The organism is Providencia sp. PROV116, assembly GCF_028482485.1.
Lineage (GTDB): Bacteria > Pseudomonadota > Gammaproteobacteria > Enterobacterales > Enterobacteriaceae > Providencia > Providencia rettgeri.
Window position 1 is genome coordinate 18305 of record NZ_JAMPQO010000007.1, and the last position, 19415, is coordinate 37719.

At 38.2% G+C, this 19415-nt stretch carries 13 protein-coding genes, 3 tRNA genes and 1 pseudogene; 8 read left to right on the plus strand and 9 right to left on the minus strand.

The window, feature by feature from the left end; all coding sequences use genetic code 11:
• The first annotated feature begins 130 nt into the window (after window positions 1–130).
• Window positions 131–1033 (plus strand): LysR family transcriptional regulator, encoded by a 903-nt coding sequence (locus PSE72_RS06065; protein ID WP_115167458.1) that lies wholly within the window; start codon window positions 131–133, stop codon window positions 1031–1033.
• 113 nt (window positions 1034–1146) lie between these two features.
• On the opposite strand, the gene PSE72_RS06070 is transcribed toward PSE72_RS06065, so the two are convergent.
• The 3 genes from PSE72_RS06070 to PSE72_RS06080 form a co-directional block, all read right to left on the minus strand.
• Window positions 1147–1222, minus strand: a tRNA-Asn gene (locus tag PSE72_RS06070).
• A gap of 265 nt (window positions 1223–1487) precedes the next feature.
• Window positions 1488–1563: transfer RNA gene (locus PSE72_RS06075), tRNA-Asn, on the minus strand.
• A 135-nt stretch (window positions 1564–1698) separates the two neighbouring features.
• Window positions 1699–2202 (minus strand): YlaC family protein, encoded by a 504-nt coding sequence (locus tag PSE72_RS06080; protein ID WP_115167457.1) that lies wholly within the window; start codon window positions 2200–2202, stop codon window positions 1699–1701.
• A 479-nt stretch (window positions 2203–2681) separates the two neighbouring features.
• On the opposite strand from PSE72_RS06080, the gene cspE reads away from it, so the two are divergent.
• From cspE to mgtA, 4 genes are all read left to right on the plus strand, one after another.
• A complete protein-coding gene (gene cspE, locus PSE72_RS06085; protein ID WP_004909801.1) occupies window positions 2682–2894 on the plus strand; it encodes a transcription antiterminator/RNA stability regulator CspE in 213 nt (70 codons plus the stop codon).
• 102 nt (window positions 2895–2996) lie between these two features.
• Window positions 2997–3188 (plus strand): protein DsrB, encoded by a 192-nt coding sequence (dsrB, locus tag PSE72_RS06090; protein ID WP_004255792.1) that lies wholly within the window; start codon window positions 2997–2999, stop codon window positions 3186–3188.
• 397 nt (window positions 3189–3585) lie between these two features.
• Window positions 3586–4284, plus strand: coding sequence for an MgtC family protein (locus tag PSE72_RS06095; RefSeq protein ID WP_004255789.1), 699 nt, complete (start codon window positions 3586–3588; stop codon window positions 4282–4284).
• A 149-nt stretch (window positions 4285–4433) separates the two neighbouring features.
• Window positions 4434–7136, plus strand: coding sequence for a magnesium-translocating P-type ATPase (gene mgtA, locus PSE72_RS06100; RefSeq protein WP_115167456.1), 2703 nt, complete (start codon window positions 4434–4436; stop codon window positions 7134–7136).
• Window positions 7137–7250: 114 nt separating this feature from the next.
• On the opposite strand, the gene PSE72_RS06105 is transcribed toward mgtA, so the two are convergent.
• On the minus strand, window positions 7251–7562 hold the full coding sequence (locus PSE72_RS06105) for a DUF5339 domain-containing protein (RefSeq protein WP_004909809.1): 312 nt from the start codon (window positions 7560–7562) through the stop codon (window positions 7251–7253).
• 1040 nt (window positions 7563–8602) lie between these two features.
• Between PSE72_RS06105 and fliZ the strand changes: the two genes are divergently transcribed.
• Window positions 8603–9121: a flagella biosynthesis regulatory protein FliZ gene (gene fliZ, locus PSE72_RS06110; RefSeq protein ID WP_115167455.1), complete on the plus strand. Its 519-nt coding sequence runs from the start codon at window positions 8603–8605 to the stop codon at window positions 9119–9121.
• 219 nt (window positions 9122–9340) lie between these two features.
• Here the strand turns inward: fliZ and putA are convergent, their stop codons facing one another.
• On the minus strand, window positions 9341–13324 hold the full coding sequence (gene putA / locus PSE72_RS06115; RefSeq protein ID WP_272690925.1) for a trifunctional transcriptional regulator/proline dehydrogenase/L-glutamate gamma-semialdehyde dehydrogenase: 3984 nt from the start codon (window positions 13322–13324) through the stop codon (window positions 9341–9343).
• Window positions 13325–13822: 498 nt separating this feature from the next.
• Here putA and putP point away from each other — a divergent pair, with 498 nt between their 5' ends.
• Window positions 13823–15307, plus strand: a complete 1485-nt coding sequence (gene putP / locus PSE72_RS06120; RefSeq protein ID WP_004909814.1) for a sodium/proline symporter PutP — start codon at window positions 13823–13825, stop codon at window positions 15305–15307.
• A 75-nt stretch (window positions 15308–15382) separates the two neighbouring features.
• Here putP and cycA read toward each other — a convergent pair whose 3' ends face one another.
• Window positions 15383–16783, minus strand: coding sequence for a D-serine/D-alanine/glycine transporter (cycA, locus tag PSE72_RS06125; RefSeq protein ID WP_115167453.1), 1401 nt, complete (start codon window positions 16781–16783; stop codon window positions 15383–15385).
• A gap of 255 nt (window positions 16784–17038) precedes the next feature.
• Here cycA and PSE72_RS06130 point away from each other — a divergent pair.
• Window positions 17039–17114: transfer RNA gene (locus PSE72_RS06130), tRNA-Lys, on the plus strand.
• Window positions 17115–17148: 34 nt separating this feature from the next.
• On the opposite strand, the pseudogene PSE72_RS06135 reads toward PSE72_RS06130, so the two are convergent.
• The 3 genes and pseudogenes from PSE72_RS06135 to PSE72_RS06145 form a co-directional block, all read right to left on the minus strand.
• A pseudogene (locus PSE72_RS06135) lies at window positions 17149–17322 on the minus strand (integrase); the annotation flags it as partial.
• Between the two features lie 116 nt (window positions 17323–17438).
• Window positions 17439–18434 carry an acetyltransferase gene (locus PSE72_RS06140; protein ID WP_232800777.1) on the minus strand — a complete coding sequence of 332 codons (996 nt, stop codon included), beginning with the start codon at window positions 18432–18434 and terminating at the stop codon, window positions 17439–17441.
• Between the two features lie 482 nt (window positions 18435–18916).
• Window positions 18917–19369, minus strand: a complete 453-nt coding sequence (locus tag PSE72_RS06145) for a hypothetical protein (RefSeq protein WP_115167452.1) — start codon at window positions 19367–19369, stop codon at window positions 18917–18919.
• Between the last annotated feature and the right edge of the window lie 46 nt (window positions 19370–19415).

Below are 19415 nucleotides of genomic sequence, written 5' to 3' on the forward strand. Positions count from 1 at the left end.
ACTTGTTCTGTCATTTTCAGCAGTAGTATCTAAATTTTGTTTAATTGTTTAAAATGAAATGATGTAATTAAATTATTGCATAAAACGCAATCCACTAATGAGGAGGGCTGCAAAGGGGCGAGGAGGAAAAATGCCACAAAAAATCGACTTCAATTTGATTTATGCGTTGAATTTATTATTGGAGGAAGGAAGTGTAGGAGGAGCCGCCGAAAAAATGAACCTGAGTGCTCCTGCTATGAGCCGAATTCTAGGGCGAATTCGTGAGCAATTTAATGATCCCATTTTAGTTAGGGCAGGGCGTAAATTAGTACCAACTCCCAGAGCATTAGAATTAAAAGAACAACTTAGCCATATTATTGCTCAAGCAGAAGCGTTAATTAATCCTGATGAATTATTCAATCCAAAAACATTAGAAAGAACATTTGTTATTCGGGCGAATGATATTTTTATTGGCGCCTTAGGTGGTGGGTTGTTAGAAAAACTCAGGGAATTAGCTCCCCAAAGTAGCTTAATTTTTATCGCGGAAAGTGATACTGAAGATGATTCTTTGCGTAGCGGTAAAGTCGATTTGGTTATTGGTTCTTCTCGAGATTGGCACCCTGAAATTAAGGCTCAGAGCTTATTTACTAGTACTTTTCAGGCGTTGGTTCGCCCAGGGCATCCGATTATTGGACAAGTGACAACTGAAAGTTTAACGCATTACCCGCATATTAGCGTATCGCGGCGGGGGCGTACATTGGGACCAATTGATGACGCGTTACGTGACCTTCAATTAGAGCGTAATGTTGCGTTGACTTTGCCTAGCTTTCATTCAGCTATGATGCTAACGATGAACTCTGATTATATTTTGCCACTCCCTCGTCATGTGCTGCAAGGGGTAAAGAGTGTTAATTTGCCGTTAATTGAAATTGAACTCCCTTTGGAATTGGAATCTATATTTATCGTGCAAGCATGGCATCCAAGGTTGGATAGAGATCCTGCGCATCAATGGTTACGCCAGACAATTAAACAATTTTTTCTGGAGAAAGAGTAACTATTCATTCTATGGTGCGGGTCTTTGCGGTTGCTTAGCTAGTAGCTGAATATTCAGAAGGGTAATTTTCAGAAAGATAGCAAAAAGCCCGCATTAAGCGGGCTTTTTAAATTTGGCTCCTCCAGCTGGACTTGAACCAGCGACATACGGATTAACAGTCCGCCGTTCTACCGACTGAACTATGGAGGAATTGCTTTGTTCCTGAGAACGAGGCGCATATTACCCATCCTGTTCACTGTTGTAAAGTATAAAAACGAAAAAAATAGCCAAGTGAGTGTTAAGTAATCGATTTGATGATTATCTATCCCAATAAGAGGTGTCGTTGTCTATATTATGTGGTTTATAGGGGAAGGGGACGCTAGGGAAACTGATAATAGAGATGAATAATTCATGAGGAGCAGAACATAACAAACAGATAGCAAAAAGCCCGCATTAAGCGGGCTTTTTTTAAATTTGGCTCCTCCAGCTGGACTTGAACCAGCGACATACGGATTAACAGTCCGCCGTTCTACCGACTGAACTATGGAGGAATTGCTTGTTCCTGAGAACGAGGCGAATATTAACGATATCATCTCAGGCTGTCAATCATAAAAACAGAAAAAATATCTAACTGCTCATTCACTGCACATTATGACGAAGTTTTGCTCTAGTTAATTGATATTGAATTAATTTTGAGCTGCAAGTGTACCAGGTAATTGCGTAGAAACTTCAGGATAAGCAACATGATAGATATCATAAAACGATATCATTCCTTTTAATGCAATTAAACGCGATATTTCTTGCTTTATTGCAGAGCTAACATCTTGTGAATCAATGATTTTACTTATTGCATTATCAGAAACGGGTTCAGTGACAAACCATTCTCCGTTATAACAAACGCGTAAATCTAACACACCAATATCTTCAAAATGATAGACAGGTTTAATGTCAAAAAGTAGCACACTTGCTAACACGATAAAGAGAATAGTGATACCCAGTGCCCAATAAGGTCCAAAATAAGGGGCATACCAAAGAATAATGGCTAGGGGGACATAAGCCGCAACCATGCCAACACATAAATAAGGGTGGTTGGCGAGGAACTGGCTATTAAAGTAAGGTTTCCCATCTCGGTTTTCACGTTTATTGATGGCATCCAAGTCTTCGACGAGTATTTGTTTGATAATATCCATGTGTATAACTCTCTGTCAGATATCTATACTAGGAGGGTATCACGAGCCGTTGAGATTGTTATATATCAGTTAAAAAAAATATTTACACAGATTGTCATCGTATCAGATAATTCTTACTGACATTTATTGGGTTGTTGGCTTTTTAAATTAAAGTTTTCTTTAAACTATCAACTAAATGCAGCATTTTTGTTAACGTTATAGTCGATAAAAGTGACGCAATCGAAAAAACGACATATTTTTGAAGTTTGCCCGTATAAAATAGTTGCTATTATCTTTAAGTCATGAGTTAATGAGTGTCGGCCTGTTTAGCAGTCCTATTTGATGTATGATTACTGAGTTAGTGTGTTCTAAAGAAGAAAGTTATCACAGATAGCCTTTGACCGTGACGCTGCATCTTGGTGTTTCCCTGATTAAATAGTTGACTCTGGCCCGTATATGCCAAAAGGCAAGTTTTTTTGATGTTATATAGGAAAAGTCAAATGTCCGACAAAATGAAAGGTCAAGTTAAGTGGTTCAACGAGTCTAAAGGCTTCGGTTTCATCACTCCAGCTGATGGTAGCAAAGACGTTTTCGTCCACTTCTCTGCCATTCAGGGCAATGGTTTCAAAACTCTGGCTGAAGGTCAGCAAGTTGAATTCACCATTGAAAACGGTGCAAAAGGCCCAGCAGCTGCTAACGTAACTGCTATCTAAGCTAATTGCTTAACTGATTTTCTAAAGCCCGTCATTTTTAATGACGGGCTTTTTCGTATGCGCTACATTTATGGTTAATATATTTTGTTGGAAAAGACTGTTATGAATATTAATGACCGTGTTTATGTAAAAACAGACGGGGAAGAGCGTCGTGAAGGCACTATTTTACTTATTGAGCCCTTCAATGAAGGGGTAATGTACTTAATCGCATTACCTGATTACCCGGAAGGTATTTGGTTTTTTAATGAAAAAGAGGGTGATGAAGGGATTTTTGTTACACCAATTGAAAGATAAGTTTCAAGTTAATGAACACTTTGTTCTTTACTTAATAATTTTCCCCACTTATACTCCTTCCATCTTTTACTTAGGAGATTATTACTTGGACAGTCAGAGTTGGAATAAAAACTTAATTTAATGGCAAGCCAGTAATCATCTTTTCTTTTCACTGCTTGCCACAATGGCGGGCGGTGTCTGATGTTTCCTCATCATACTACTCCCTTATAATTGTATTTAATTAGATAGCATATTATAGCTGTATTGAGTGTGTGTCATGTTGGTCTATATTTATTCTCTATTTCCTCCAGGCAATAGCTAATGGTTTTTGAGTAATTTATTTTACTCAAAATATATGGCTATATGCTTTTTATTAGGCATATAAATCATTATCCAAGTTATTTTTGGAGGGATTATCATGCTTTTTTCCCCTGATATTTTAAATTTACTGTCTGCTATGTGTTTTGGTGCATTAATCGGTGCTGAGCGCCAGTGGCGTCAACGAATGGCGGGCTTGAGAACCAATGCACTGGTTGCAACAGGTGCTGCGGTGTTTATTTTAAGTTCTGTAACAACATCTCCTGATAGCCCTGGGCGTATTGCTGCCCAAGTGGTGTCTGGAATTGGTTTCCTCGGGGCGGGTGTGATTATGCGTGAAGGCATGAACATTCGAGGTCTAAATACTGCGGCAACGCTTTGGTGTTCTGCGGGGATCGGTGTTTTATGTGGATTAGGGCAGTACTCTTTGGCATTGATGGCGACGTTATTAATTTTATGCGCCAACATTTTATTAAGAGAAGCAGCTTCACGAATTAATAAACAACCACAGCAGCAAGCGCTTGATGTAGAACAGCGCTATAAGATCCGTGTAATGTGCCATCAAACGGATGAAATTTTAGTAAGAACACTTATTTTACAAGCAATTAACGGGCTTCATATTCGATTGCAATCGTTAAGTAGTGCCGACACATTAAAGCCTGAACAGCTGGAAGTGTGTGCTGAATTCCTTGCAACACCCGCCGAGCAAAAGGAAATTGAAGCATTGGTATGCAGAATAAGTCTTGAGCAAAGTGTTAGTGCTATCAATTGGAAAGTCGCATCAGAGCTACCTGCCTGATGACTTTAAATTAACTCACTATAGGAGCTGAAATGGACGACCACCCTCCGTCATGGAGTCGTAATCTGGAGCTATCTAACTGATAATAAACTAATTTTATTTCAGTTGGATAGCGTTAAAATCACGAGTGTTGTATTCGAGACAACGTTATGACTGAAATAAGAGAACCGCGTAAAAGCGTCAAAGCGGCTGCACGCCAAAAATATATTGTTGGCGAACAAGCGAGTAAAAATATTGAGCAAGTGCTCAATGAATATCAAACAAATTTATTAGGCTTATCTGAGAATGAGGCGATGGATCGCCTAGTGACTGAAGGTGAGAATGAAGTTGCTCATGAAAAAGCCCCTCCAGCATGGAAGCAACTACTCACTTCCTTTAAAAATCCATTTATATTCGTACTGATTATATTAGCAGTTGTTAGTTTTTTTACGGATTATGTTATTCCCGAACGTCAAGGTGAGGAAACAGACTTAACCGGGGTGATTATTATTGTCACTATGGTTTTACTGAGTGGATTTTTGCGTTTTTGGCAAGAATATCGTACCAATAAAGCTGCGGAAGCATTGAAATCCTTAGTTCGAACGACAGCTACGGTATTTCGTCGCGACAATAAAACGGGACGTTCAGTTCGAAAAGAGGTGCCGATTAAATGCTTAGTACCTGGGGATATTGTGTTGTTATCCGCAGGAGATATGGTTCCTGCTGATTTAAAGCTAGTCGAATCAAGAGATTTGTTTATCAGCCAAGCGATTCTAACAGGGGAGTCCATACCCGTTGAAAAATATGACACATTGGGTGACGTTTCAGCCAAAAGTTTAGATCCCGTATCGCCAACAGAAAATGAATTATTAGAGATTTCAAATATTTGTTTAATGGGAACCAATGTTACCAGCGGTACAGCACGTGGAATTGTGGTGGCAACCGGCGGAAAAACCTATTTAGGCTCGTTGGCTAAATCCATTGTGGGGAGCCGTGCGCAAACATCGTTTGATCGTGGTGTGAATAGCGTAAGTTGGTTATTGATTCGTTTTATGTTAGTCATGGTACCAATTGTCTTACTTATCAATGGGTTTACAAAAGGTGATTGGTTCGAAGCAACATTATTCTCACTGGCGGTTGCTGTGGGGTTAACGCCCGAAATGTTACCGATGATTGTTAGCTCCAATTTAGCCAAAGGTGCAATTGCCATGTCAAAACACAAGGTGATTGTCAAAAGATTAAATGCTATCCAAAACTTTGGTGCAATGGATGTGCTGTGTACCGATAAAACGGGAACTTTAACGCAAGATCGTATTATTTTAGAACATTATTTAGACAGTAATGGGCAGAAAAATAGTAAAATCTTGCAACTGGCTTGGCTAAATAGCTTCCATCAAAGTGGCGCTAAGAACATGATGGATCAGGCAATTATTCGTCGTGGTAGAGGGAACAGTGAAGTTGAGCAGCTAAAAGGATTTCAAAAAATTGATGAATTACCCTTTGATTTTATTCGGCGTAAATTGTCAGTGACAGTACGAACACCAGAAGGTGAAGCCCTACTTATTTGTAAAGGCGCCGCTGAGGAAATGTTAGCTGTTTGCCAAAGCTATCAACAAGATGGTGAGCTTCATTTACTTGATAACCAAGCAAGAGCAACAATTACTGAGCTAGTGAGTGACTATAACAGACAAGGATTTCGTGTATTACTACTCGCAACTCGCCGTTTGAATGATGCTGAAGCCCGCTTACCGCTTTCAACTCAAGCTGAGCATCAGTTAGAACTACAAGGCATTTTAACTTTTCTGGACCCAGCAAAAGAAAGCGCAATTTCAGCCATTGCAGCGCTACGTGAAAATGGTGTTACGGTGAAGGTGTTGACGGGTGATAATGCGATTATTACCGAAAAAATTTGTCATGATGTTGGCCTAAATATCAGTGAAATCATGACTGGTCTGGAAATTGAAGCTTTGACGGACGAAGAGCTCGGTCAGAAAGTTGAGCAGGTTTCAGTTTTTTGTAAATTAACACCCTTGCAAAAATCCCGTATTTTAAAGCGGTTACAAGCAAATGGGCATACAGTTGGCTTTCTTGGTGATGGGATTAACGATGCACCGGCATTACGTGATGCTGATGTGGGAATTTCAGTTGATACAGGGACGGACATTGCTAAGGAATCTGCGGATATTATCTTACTTGAAAAAGATTTAATGGTATTAGAGCAGGGGGTGATTAAAGGACGTGAAACTTTCGGCAATATTATTAAATACTTAAATATGACAGCGAGCTCTAACTTCGGTAACGTATTTTCTGTATTGATTGCCAGTGCATTTATTCCCTTCCTACCGATGCTAGCCATTCATTTGCTCGTTCAAAACTTGCTGTATGATATTTCCCAGCTTGCATTACCCTGGGATAAAATGGATAAAGAGTTTTTAAAACGCCCTCGCAAATGGGATGCAAAAAATATCGGTCGCTTTATGATTTGGATTGGGCCAACGTCCTCTATCTTTGATATCACGACTTTTGCGCTAATGTGGTACGTGTTCCAAGCAAATAGTGTTGCTCATGAAGCGTTGTTCCAATCCGGTTGGTTTGTTGAAGGGTTACTTTCACAAACGCTAGTTGTTCATATGCTAAGAACACAAAAAATACCGTTTATACAGAGCACAGCCGCATTACCTGTTATGTTAACGACAGGGTTAATTATGGCTCTCGGGTTATATATTCCATTTTCTTCATTTGGTGAAATGATAGGATTACAACCGTTGCCAATAGAATATTTCCCATGGCTAGTTCTGACATTAGTGAGCTATTGTGTTGTAGCTCAATTGATGAAGCAGTTTTATATTAAACGTTTTGGTACGTGGTTATAATGTATTGTTAAGTCTGGAAAAAGAAAAACCAAGGATGGTTGTTCTTTTTTGTGCGCAATAAAAAGAGCCACTAGTGTGGCTCTTGTTGATCTACAGAATAAAGAAGAATAGGGCTTATTGCAGGCCTAATGCAGCTTTCATCTGTTTCATTGCATCAATACCTTGTTGGCAAGCTTTATCTTGCTGATCCTTAGGTAGTGCAGCAACTTGTTTTTTACCTTCTTCCAGCTGACCTTTCATTGCATCTAACTGAGTTTTTGCTTGCGGGTTTTCTGAAGCTTTAGCAATTAAGCTATCAACTTCAGCGAAGTAAGCGTTACAAGTTTCAGTTGCACCAGCAACTTCACCTTTTTTCTCTTCTTCTGAACAAGCAGTGATTGTCAGTGCCAATAAACCCATACCACAAGCTAAAATCAACTTTTTCATAATCAACCTTATTAAAATTATTTATTTATATAGCAAATTGAGTATATAAGAGATGTTTTTAATATCAAACGTGACAAATCCTAAAATAATATCTTAGCTAATTAATTAAGTTTCAATTTAATTAGGCTATCATATTTCATTTCAGGATGTTTACATTACATAATTTTGTAACTATAACTAAATTGTTTTTTATCATGTTGTTATGGGATGCCTTTGACTATTTTACGCTTATCTAGGGTGATTAATAGACGGATGAAGTGATTGAAGCTTGAGATAAGAAGTTAAAGGTTTATTAGGAGAAGGAAAAATGGTTGTCTAATTTTAATAAACATATTTTTTGACGATAATTATGTTTCAACTCGCAAGATAGAATAATGCGTTATGCGTGAATTTACCTATATAAGATTTTGAAATATTGTTATAACATTTTTTTATACACAATTAAAATTATTAAAAAATCGTTTATTTGTAACAAAATATTTACGGTTGAATGATAAATTTTTACTATGAAATATTTATAGAATTAATGGCTGTTCATTTAAGATGCAATTATAGATGTGAAAAGTGAGCTACTTCACAAATTTAAGAAGAAAACCTTTGTATCAGTATAAGTTTGATTTTTAAATTAAATTTTCTTTGTACGAAGATGAAATTATCAGGTAAAGTCTTTGTTTTTAAGCGAACTAATAAGTAAATATTGCTTAACTTATGGTTAATGATAGGTGTACACGGTTAACGACAATTAAGTTAATTTTGTTGACGCTAACTCAAATTCATACCAAAATTGACTCACCGTAGAAATTCGCCAAAGAGCGAGAGACGGGTTAGAATGTTTTTAACAAAGGGCGATAACTTTTCTTACTGTACATTTTTAGAATGATTAGTTCTCTAAAGGTAAAGTAAGAATATATGATATGGATTCACCATATCGCAATGCAACATAGCAAATAATATATTAATGCTATGGGCATACAATGTATGTAACCTGATTTATTTGGTTACAATTTTATATTTAGACTTACACACAGGGCTTTACCATTATGTCTGCTTCTATTGTAAAGAAACGGCCTCTGAGTCGTTACATCAAAGATTTTAAACACAGCCAAACTCATTGTGCACATTGTCACAAGGCTCTTGATCGTATCTCTTTAGTTTTCAACGATGACATCTTAAATAAAGAAGCTATCGCTGATATGACTGAATTGGTTGATGAAGCTACCTGGGGGGAGCTGCAAGATAAATTTACTGCACTTTGTCGTTTTTGTAGTGAAATTTATTGCAATAGTAATACTGATTATTTTGATATTATGTCATTTAAACAGTATTTATTCTTACAGACTGAGATGAGCCATAGTACTGTTCGTGAATATGTTGTTCGTTTACGACGTTTAGATGAGCTGTTATCTTCTTCTAATTTTTCTATGAAAGAATTTACTGCAAGTAAAGTTCAAGAAGAGTTAAGTGAAAAAATGACAGACTCTGCATTTAGCAATTACAATATTGCATTACGTAAATATGAACAATATTTATTCTGGGAATCTGAAAAGTGCAATAATTAGAATGACATACTGAAAATAAGCATCGTTATTTTCATTGTTGTTTTTAAACAATGGTGTCCTCGTGGGCACCTTTTATGTTTCTAGCAGTAAATATATGAGATAGCACTTATCTGATAGGAACCGCGACTGTTATTCTTATGAGATAAGTGTATTTTTAAATAAACACATTGTGATGGATGGCCTGATCCTCATAAACTGCGAGGTCAGGCCTTTTGTTTATTACCCGATCGTCATTAAGCTAGCATTACCACCTGCAGCCGCGGTATTGACACTCAATGAGCGCTCATGAAGTAAGCGTTCAGTCAGCAGATTAGTTTCACCTCGTTCAAAGCCTTGTACTGAAATAATAGGCCCTTTACGTTGTGCAACCGCTGCACAAACCTCTTTTAACTGATCGCTGTCACCATGGTAAATAACCCCTTCGATTGGCTCTTTAGATTCTATCCAGTTTTTAGTTAGCGATATGGTTTTTCTCACTTTTTCAGGTAGTGACTTAAATAGCTTCTGATGAAGTTCGCTATCTGGCCATAACACCTGACAACCCGCAGAAAGCACCGCTGTTAACTGAGTTAAACAATCTTGTTCATTATCGCTAAGGCATAAAATCAAACCACGTGGGCGCAAGGTATAGGTATTCCTTTCTCCCGTTGGACCGGGCAACACACGAGTGGTTCCTGTCTGACTATGGCGTGTAAATAGCTCAATAACGGAGGGGGAAATAACCGAATTTTGTTTTTCAGACCATTGAGTAAGTGCTTCAAATGGCTCGAGTAATACGGTTCGGGCACTGGCATCCATCGGTAAATGGCTATCTTGTCTCTCTAAAGTGTTTGAAACCGCGTTATCTGGGCGTTCTCTTAATAAACGATAGAGGTATAGTGGCCCGCCTGCTTTAGGCCCAGTTCCAGATAAACCTTCACCACCAAAAGGTTGCACACCAACAACGGCACCAACCATATTTCGGTTTACGTACAGATTACCTACTTTAGCTTTTGAAACAACTTGGTTGATAGTTTCATCGATACGAGTGTGAACACCAAGTGTCAGCCCATAACCCGCAGCGTTAATTTGTTCAACGAGTGCTTCTAGCTCATCTCGTTTAAAACGTACAACGTGCAGAACAGGGCCAAAGATCTCTTTTTTCAGCTCACTAACATCATCAAGTTCTATCAATGTCGGCTTAACATAGGTTCCTTCCATTTGTTCTTGTTGATCATCATGATTTTCAAATGCGGCTTGGAAGACGACTTTCCCTTTGCTACGCATTTTTTGAATATGTTGATCGATATTTTCTTTTGCTTCACGGTCAATCACCGGGCCAATATCGGTTGATAAATGTTCTGGATTCCCCATGCGGCACTCTTCCATTGCGCCTTTTAACATACGAATCGTTCTATCTGCGACATCTTCTTGGATGCATAGAATGCGCAGTGCTGAACAACGCTGACCTGCGCTATCAAATGCAGATGCGACAACATCAATGACAACCTGTTCTGTTAATGCAGAAGAATCAACGATCATGGCATTTAATCCGCCCGTTTCTGCAATCAGCGGGGTTGGTCGGCCCTGTGCATCTAAGCGTCCAGCGATATTACGTTGAAGTAATCCTGCAACTTCAGTTGACCCCGTAAACATGACTCCACGAACACGGCTATCACCAACGAGTTGGGCACCAATCGTTTCACCTTTACCCGGTAAAAATTGCAGTACATCGCGTGGAATACCCGCTTGATGCAAAATGGAAACCGCAATAGCACCGATTAATGGTGTTTGTTCTGCCGGCTTCGCGAGTACGGTATTTCCTGCCGCGAGAGCAGCTGCAATTTGGCCTGAAAATATTGCTAACGGGAAGTTCCATGGACTAATACAGACCACAGGCCCTAAAGGACGGTGCGTATTGTTATCAAAATCATTCTTGACTTGAGTTGCATAGTAATTAAGAAAATCTACCGCTTCCCTAACTTCCGCAATTGCATTGTTGTAGGTCTTACCCGCTTCACGAACTAAAATATCTAATAGTGGCTGTAACTGTTGCTCCATAAGGTCAGCGGCTCGTAATAAGATAGCTGCTCGTTCAGAAGGCGGAGTTGCGAACCAGATAGTACCCGCATCGTTAGCGGTATTTAATGCATGTTCAGCTTCTTGTTCTGTTGTTTCACGAACATGGCCAACTATATCTTTATTACAGGCAGGGTTTATAATTGGTGTTGCTTCAGGTAACGTTTGCGAAGCTTGGAAATTGCCACCTAACAGCGGTTCTGCTATTTTTTGATGCATACCTGCACTCAGTAGGGCACTTGATAAGGAAGCCAGTCGATGTTCGTTTGATAGGTCAAGCCCCATCGAATTTACTCGTTCTTGGCCGTATAAATCACGTGGTAACGGAATTTTTGGATGCGGTAAGCCAATTTGACCTTCAGTTTTAGACAGTTCTAAGACATCTTTAACTGGGTCAGCAACTAATTCATCTAGCGGAATAGTAGCATCAGCAATACGGTTTACAAATGAAGTATTTGCACCATTTTCTAATAATCGACGCACCAAATAGGCAAGTAGTGTCTCGTGAGTACCGACAGGTGCATAAATACGACAAGGTCGGTTTAGTTTGCCATCAGCGACTTTACCAACCACTTGTTCATAAAGTGGCTCACCCATTCCATGTAGACATTGAAATTCATATTGGCCCGGGTAGTAGTTTTTACCTGCAATTTGGTAGATAGCAGAGAGAGTATGTGCGTTGTGTGTTGCAAACTGCGGGTAAATTAAATTGGGAACCGACAACAGTTTCCGTGCACAGGCAATATAAGAAACGTCAGTATACACTTTACGCGTATAAACTGGATAACCTTCTAGCCCATCCATTTGCGCGCGCTTGATTTCACTGTCCCAATAAGCCCCTTTTACCAAGCGGATCATTAAACGACGTTGGCTGCGTTCAGCTAAATTTATGATTGAGTCAATCACAAATGGGCAGCGTTTTTGATAGGCCTGGATTACAAAGCCAATCCCATTCCACCCCGCGAGTTGTGGTTCAAAACAGAGTTTTTCTAGTAAATCTAAAGAGATTTCTAAGCGGTCGGCTTCTTCTGCGTCAATATTAATCCCTACATCGTATTGATGCGCTTGTAATACAAGGGATAATAGGCGTGGATAAAGTTCTTCCATCACGCGAGAGTATTGTGCGCGGCTATAACGTGGATGTAATGCAGATAGCTTAATTGAAATACCGGGGCCTTCATAAATACCGCGGCCATTTGATGCTTTACCAATCGCGTGGATAGCTTGTTGGTAAGACACCATGTAATCTTGTGCATCTTTTTCCGTTAATGCGGCTTCGCCCAGCATGTCGTAGGAATAGCGGAAGCCTTTATCTTCGAGTTTTCGTGCGTTAGCGAGCGCTTGGGAGATAGTTTCGCCAGTAACAAATTGCTCTCCCATAAGGCGCATCGCCATATCAACACCTTTGCGTACCAGCGGTTCACCACTTTTACTAATGATGCGATTAAGTGAGGTTGAGAGTTTAGCTTCATTATGCGTAGAAACTAGCTTACCCGTAAATAGCAGACCCCAAGTCGCGGCATTGACAAACATTGAGCTACTTTGGCCAAGGTGTGATTGCCAATTCCCATTGCTAATTTTATCGCGGATGAGCGCATCTCGAGTTGCTTTATCAGGAATGCGCAGTAAGGCCTCTGCGAGACACATTAATGCGACACCTTCTTGAGATGAAAGTGAAAATTCTTGGAGTAGACCTTGAACTAAACCTGAGCGGCCGATGCCATTTTTTTGATTGCGTAGTTTTTCAGCTATTGAATAAGCTAATTTATGAGCCGCTTCAGCTTGTTCTGTAGGGAGCTGTGCTTGCTGTAACAACATTGGCACGGCTTGTGTTTCAGGAATTCGGTAAGCAGAAGTAATTGCAGAGCGTTTTACAGATTGTGGTAAAATGTGCTCTGCGAAATCTAAGAATGGTTGATAGTTAGATTCAACGGTGGTGTCTTCATCAGAAGTTTGATTTTCTTTTACATCGATACCCGGTGAGAGCTCTGGAAAGGCTTGGCCATTATCGAGTTGTTCTAGGTAATTATAAATAGCTTGTTTGATAAGCCAATGTGATGTGCGGTCAAGACGCTGAGCGGCATTTTTAATGCGTTCACGAGTTGCTTCATCAAGTCTCACACCCATAGTTGTAGTGCTACTCATCTTAATTCCTCTAGGTCACGAGTCATTTTAATCAAAAAGTTACACCACATTATCTTAATGTTGCAACTTTGTGCAACATTGTTACGTGTGATTTCTGAAAGAAATGTGAAACATATCGAGTTTTTTGAGTTCTAATAATTTCAATTAAATTGGTATTCATTTATTTATTATATTTTACATGTGGTTATATTTATCATCTTTAGATGAGGCGATTAAACATCTGATTGTGAATTTAAGTTTAAATTTTAACATTTGTGATATGGATTCTATTTATGCAATAAAAAATAGTTAATTTCTTGTTAATTTAATACGACTCTGTCTAGGATGTGGCAGTTAAGATATTAAGTTAGTGCAACACAAACAATCACAATCTATTTGGTGTTTGCGCAGATAAATTAAATATGTGCAATAAAGTGCAACACCATGAAGTTACAAGTTATCAGCGGTCACTTATAAAGATAACTAATAATTTTAAAGCTACTCAATGGAGAAAACAGGATGACTGTAAGCACTCCGATGATCATTATGTTCGTCGTATACATTACTGGCATGTTATTAATTGGTTATATGGCCTATCGCTCAACGAAAAACTTTGACGACTATATTCTGGGTGGGAGAAGTTTAGGCAGTGTTGTAACTGCATTGTCTGCTGGTGCCTCAGATATGAGCGGTTGGTTACTCATGGGGTTACCAGGTGCGATTTTCTTGGCCGGGATTTCTGAAAGTTGGATTGCTATCGGTTTGAGTCTCGGTGCATATCTTAACTGGTTATTTGTTGCTGGGCGTTTACGTGTCCAAACAGAAAAAAATAATAATGCGTTAACATTACCGGACTACTTTACTAGCCGTTTTGAGGATAACAGTAAGATTTTACGTATTATTTCTGCTGTTGTTATTTTAGTTTTCTTTACGATTTATTGTGCGTCAGGTGTGGTCGCAGGTGGCTTGTTATTTGAAAGCACATTTAATATGAGCTATGAGAAGGCGATGTGGTTAGGTGCACTCGCGACGATTGCTTACACTTTTCTAGGTGGCTTTTTAGCCGTGAGTTGGACCGATACTGTTCAAGCTTCATTAATGATCTTCGCATTGATTCTTACACCTATTGTTGTGATCCTTTCTTTAGGGGGAATTGATACCTCTATTGAAGTGATCAAAGCTAAGAATCCTGAATATCTTGATATGTTTAAAGACATGAATATCATCGCAATTCTGTCATTATTAGGTTGGGGATTAGGCTATTTTGGGCAACCTCACATTTTAGCACGTTTTATGGCAGCAGACTCTGCTCGTACTATTCGTTCTGCTCGACGTATTAGTATGACATGGATGGTGTTATGCCTAGGTGGAACGATTGCGGTTGGTTTCTTTGGTATCGCTTATTTTGAAAATAATCCGGCTTTAGCGGGTTCGGTCATGCAAAATAATGAGCGTATATTCATGGAGTTAACGGGGCTTTTGTTTAACCCATGGATCGCTGGTATTTTATTATCAGCCATACTAGCCGCGGTAATGAGTACGTTAAGTTGCCAATTATTAGTTTGTGCGAGTGCGCTAACGGAAGACTTGTATAAGCCTTTTATTCGTAAGAGTGCTAGCCAAAAAGAGTTAGTATGGGTCGGGCGTTTTATGGTGTTGTTAGTCGCTGCAATTGCCATTTACATTGCTCGTGATCCAAATAATAAAGTTTTGGCATTAGTGAGTAATGCATGGGCTGGTTTCGGTGCCGCGTTTGGTCCTGTTGTTTTAATCTCTGTAATGTGGAAACGAATGACGCGTACGGGCGCACTCGCAGGAATGTTAGTTGGTGCAGTGACGGTACTCGTTTGGATAAAATATAAATGGTTTGATTTGTACGAAATCATCCCAGGTTTCTTATTCGCAACAATCGCCATTGTTGTTGTAAGCTTGATAACTAAAGCGCCAAGTGCAGCAGCACAGGCTCGTTTTGATGAAGCCGAGGCAGAATATAAAGCAAGCTAATTGAGCAAGTTTATAAACTAAGAAGGCCGAGTAACGATACTGTTATTCGGCCTTTTTACTATTGATTATTTATCATTACTGGTTCTTTCTGCGCTTAGCAAATTGGTAACCAATGAATAGTAAAATAAACCAAACTGGTGTTGCTATTAAGGCTTGTCTTGTATCGTGCTGAAATGCCAATAAAACAACCATAAAGGCAAAAAAGGCGAGGCTTAACCACGACATCACAATACCCGCAGGCATTTTATAATGGGATGCTTTGTGCATCTCAGGTCGCTTTTTACGGAAATTTAAATAGCTATATAAAATCATGCTCCAAATAAACATGAAAAGAATTGCAGACACGGTTGTGACTAGTGTGAATGCATGCATGATATCAGGAATAAAATAGATCAGAACAATACCAAAACTGAGGCAGATACAGGTAAAAATTAACCCAGTAGCGGGTACGGCTTTTTTCGATAATTGGCTGAACTGTTTTGGTGCATCCCCTTCTTTTGAAAGCCCAAAAAGCATTCGGCTGGTGGAAAATACACCACTATTTGCAGAAGAAGCTGCAGAAGTTAAAACGACAAAGTTAACAATACTTGCTGCTGCAGGTAAGCTTATCAGGACAAACATTTCTACAAATGGGCTTTTATCGGCCAATATGGTTCGCCATGGGGTAACTGCCATAATCACAATTAAAGATAACACATAGAATGCAATGATCCGGATAGGTATCGCGTTGATAGCTTTCGGTAAAGATTTTTCTGGATCGCGTGTTTCAGCGGCTGCCGTTCCGACTAATTCAATCCCAACAAACGCAAAAATAGCAATTTGGAAGCCAGCAAAGAAGCCGCTGATCCCCATCGGGAACATTCCACCATCATTCCAGATGTTGCTTAAAGATGCCGTATGACCCGTAGGGGATTGGAAATTCATGGCGATTAATGTGCCACCTACTGCAATGAGAGCCACTATGGCAACAATCTTTATCATAGCGAACCAAAATTCGAGCTCACCGAAAAGCCTGACAGAAACCAGGTTGAGTGTTAATAAGGTGACTACGCAGATAAATGAGGTTACCCATTCAGGAAAATCAGGAACCCAAAAGCTCACATAGGCTGTAATGGCAATGATATCGGCAATACCTGTGATAACCCAGCAAAACCAGTATGTCCAACCGACAAAAAAACCTGCCCATGGGCCGATAAGGTCAGCAGAAAAATCACTGAATGATTTGTAGTCTAGATTAGAAAGTAGCAGTTCACCCATTGCGCGCATCACAAAAAATAGCACAAAGCCGATTATCATATACACAAAGATAATTGATGGGCCCGCAAGTGAAATGGTTTTACCTGAACCCATAAATAAGCCTGTACCAATTGCGCCACCAATAGCAATAAGTTGTATATGGCGGTTACTAAGACTACGTTTTAGCTGATTACGATCAGCATTGGGTTGTGTTGATAGTGAATTCGCATTTTCTTCCATACTAAAGATGTCCGTAGTGGTTTGTGATAATTAGCCACAGTCTTTTTTATAATTTTGTGGTTATGTTTGCGTGAAATATTGTGACATAAATCTCAATTAGAGTAAGGAAAAGTTATCTTGTTAGAAACGAAGTGATGTTTATTCAAACGATAGTTTTCTTAAATTTTACATTCGTAACTTTAAATTAACTTAGATAATAAAAATAGCAGAATCATATTGACTGTAGCAATTGTTAGGCGTTAAATAATTTATATCGGGTTGTTAGCTCAGTTGGCAGAGTAGGTGACTCTTAATCATTAGGTCGGGGGTTCGAGCCCCCCACAACCCACCAGTTAAAACGAAGTGTTACGTGTGATTGTGAGTTATCAAATTATCTTGCGTGCCATATTCGTGCCACTCAGATTTAAAATATCATCGATGTTTTTGGCGTGTTCTTGCAAGTGAGTGGGTGATAAGTGAGCATATCGTTTAACCATTTCGATACTTTCCCTGCCGCCCATTTCTTGAAGAACTGACACAGGGACGCCGGATTGAACTAACTAGGATTGCAAGGAATTTAAACAGCGTTTCAAACTAACCTGCTAAGGTGATTTTTTATCTGTTTTAATTAGTATTCAAATAGCATTGATTGTTTATGAGTTAGGCTTTTACCTCATTATTTCAATTTATTAGAGTAAAAAATAGGATCTATAAACCAATGAATAATTGGAATTGATGCTAATAAAAGTGCTATACAAATGGTTAGTAGAGTAAATGTTATTATTAATAATAAATTAAGCTCTATACCTAAAAAAACTAATGTTTGTAATATAATAAAACAAATAATTGGGTGGATTAAATAAACACCTAAAGCATTGTTTGATGTTTTCGCATATTTATCAGTTGATAAGGCAAAGTAAATAATGCTTGACCCTAACACTAGACTTATAGAAAAATTTAAAATATGAGTAATAAATTCGTTGAAGAATAAATAGGAGTTGATACCGCTGAGCATTTCACTTAAGAAAGCATCTCGATAATGAAGGAATAAAATAGCTGAAATTGTAATACAAAAAATTACCATGGTAGGTTTTTTTCTTAACGAAGATATACTTTCATTATTAATAAAATAAGCGATGACAAAAAATGGAAAATATAGAATAATTGAGAAGAAACTAGAAAATGGCATAAGGTAAGTTTTTGTTATATAAGAAATTATTAATGATAATATTAAAATTATAGAGAGGTAGAATTTATTTAATTTAAAGCTTTTCGGTAATAATAAAAAAATAGCTTGCCAGATAGGCGTTGCTAAGAAAAACCAAACTCCGTACTGAGGAGAAAGTAAATAGGTTCTTAAAGTTAACTCACCGGTGAAATAAAGTGGGAGCATATCGATTGTTTGGAACGTAAAATAAATGATAACAGCAGGAAGAAGATGAGATTGTAACCCTTTCCATGTTGTATTTTTTGTTATAAATGCAACTATAAATACAAACATAGGGATTAATGTTAATTCAAAAGTATTAATAAGCAACGCATATTTGTTTTTATCAACTAAATTTAAATAAAAAGTAAAAACAATTAATGAACTCAATATAAGCTTTAGTGTAGGCCAGTATGGTTGGTTATTATCTTTTATATTCGAGATTAAGTGATTTTCATTTTTCATACATATACCCTATATAAAAACTCACTTATTGTACCTCATTGAGATTTTTATTTAAAATAAATTATTTTAGGGATTATAAAAGGGAAGGTAATACGTCAAATATTGATGAGTCTTATTAAGTTAAATGTTACTCTTAATTCGAGTTAATTCATGATTTAGTAACTGGATATAAGGCTACAATATCCTTTATTCATCATTTAAGAGTACGATAAAAATCACAGATGCTTAAGACATGAAACGTGATAGACACCCCAAGGAATCTGTATTGGGTTGGAAAAGTATGATTTGGTTGAATTGCGAACAATTTAAAGAGACTATTTTTTAGTATGGAATGTACCTAAAAAATGATTCCAATTACAGAGTTTGAGACATGAGGAAAATAAAATTAACTCAAGTCTCTGCCATTTCATCAACGCCTAACAATCAGTATAGGTAAATAAAGGTGTTTTAGGCTATTTCGGCGCTATTCTTATCAATGATGATCAGTTCATGCTGTTATCAACCAATTTTGGGGTGACTGTAATTGAAGCTTCAACGCCTAATATATATAAAGCCTGCTCTAAAAGTTCAATTTTAGATGCATAATGAATATCCAGTAAGCGTTCTATCTGTTGCGCATTGATGTTCAGCCTGCGAGCGAGGTCGATGCGTTGTGTTACAGAATTGAGAATCGCGTTATGCAAGGCAATTTTTAAGCAGCAGATTATGGGGAAATAAACAGTAAAGGTTGCTTCACTTTTTGTTTGTGTTGCAAATGGAATAGGTTTTCTGAGTTCAACAAGTTCGGCAAAAGAAGCGAGCAAAATTTCTTGGGCTTCTAACTCAACATCTTCTTTACAATAGCTAACGCCCTGTAGCTCAGAAAAATCACTGAAGTTGATTTCATATACGTTTTCTTCCTCAATGAAGTCTACAGTTGCTTGATAATTGAACATGCTTTTCCTTAAAATTATATTTTAGTGTGCTCAGTGTTGCATTGGT

What these genes read in the sequence shown, in the direction of transcription:
- cspE (WP_004909801.1), top strand. Translation starts at nt 2,682, where the DNA reads ATGTCCGACAAAATGAAAGGTCAAGTTAAGTGGTTCAACGAGTCTAAA.
- putA (WP_272690925.1), bottom strand. Translation starts at nt 13,324, where the DNA reads ATGAGTAGCACTACAACTATGGGTGTGAGACTTGATGAAGCAACTCGT.
- fliZ (WP_115167455.1), top strand. Translation starts at nt 8,603, where the DNA reads ATGTCTGCTTCTATTGTAAAGAAACGGCCTCTGAGTCGTTACATCAAA.
- PSE72_RS06095 (WP_004255789.1), top strand. Translation starts at nt 3,586, where the DNA reads ATGCTTTTTTCCCCTGATATTTTAAATTTACTGTCTGCTATGTGTTTT.
- dsrB (WP_004255792.1), top strand. Translation starts at nt 2,997, where the DNA reads ATGAATATTAATGACCGTGTTTATGTAAAAACAGACGGGGAAGAGCGT.
- cycA (WP_115167453.1), bottom strand. Translation starts at nt 16,783, where the DNA reads ATGGAAGAAAATGCGAATTCACTATCAACACAACCCAATGCTGATCGT.
- PSE72_RS06105 (WP_004909809.1), bottom strand. Translation starts at nt 7,562, where the DNA reads ATGAAAAAGTTGATTTTAGCTTGTGGTATGGGTTTATTGGCACTGACA.
- putP (WP_004909814.1), top strand. Translation starts at nt 13,823, where the DNA reads ATGACTGTAAGCACTCCGATGATCATTATGTTCGTCGTATACATTACT.
- PSE72_RS06080 (WP_115167457.1), bottom strand. Translation starts at nt 2,202, where the DNA reads ATGGATATTATCAAACAAATACTCGTCGAAGACTTGGATGCCATCAAT.
- PSE72_RS06140 (WP_232800777.1), bottom strand. Translation starts at nt 18,434, where the DNA reads ATGAAAAATGAAAATCACTTAATCTCGAATATAAAAGATAATAACCAA.
- PSE72_RS06145 (WP_115167452.1), bottom strand. Translation starts at nt 19,369, where the DNA reads ATGTTCAATTATCAAGCAACTGTAGACTTCATTGAGGAAGAAAACGTA.
- PSE72_RS06065 (WP_115167458.1), top strand. Translation starts at nt 131, where the DNA reads ATGCCACAAAAAATCGACTTCAATTTGATTTATGCGTTGAATTTATTA.
- mgtA (WP_115167456.1), top strand. Translation starts at nt 4,434, where the DNA reads ATGACTGAAATAAGAGAACCGCGTAAAAGCGTCAAAGCGGCTGCACGC.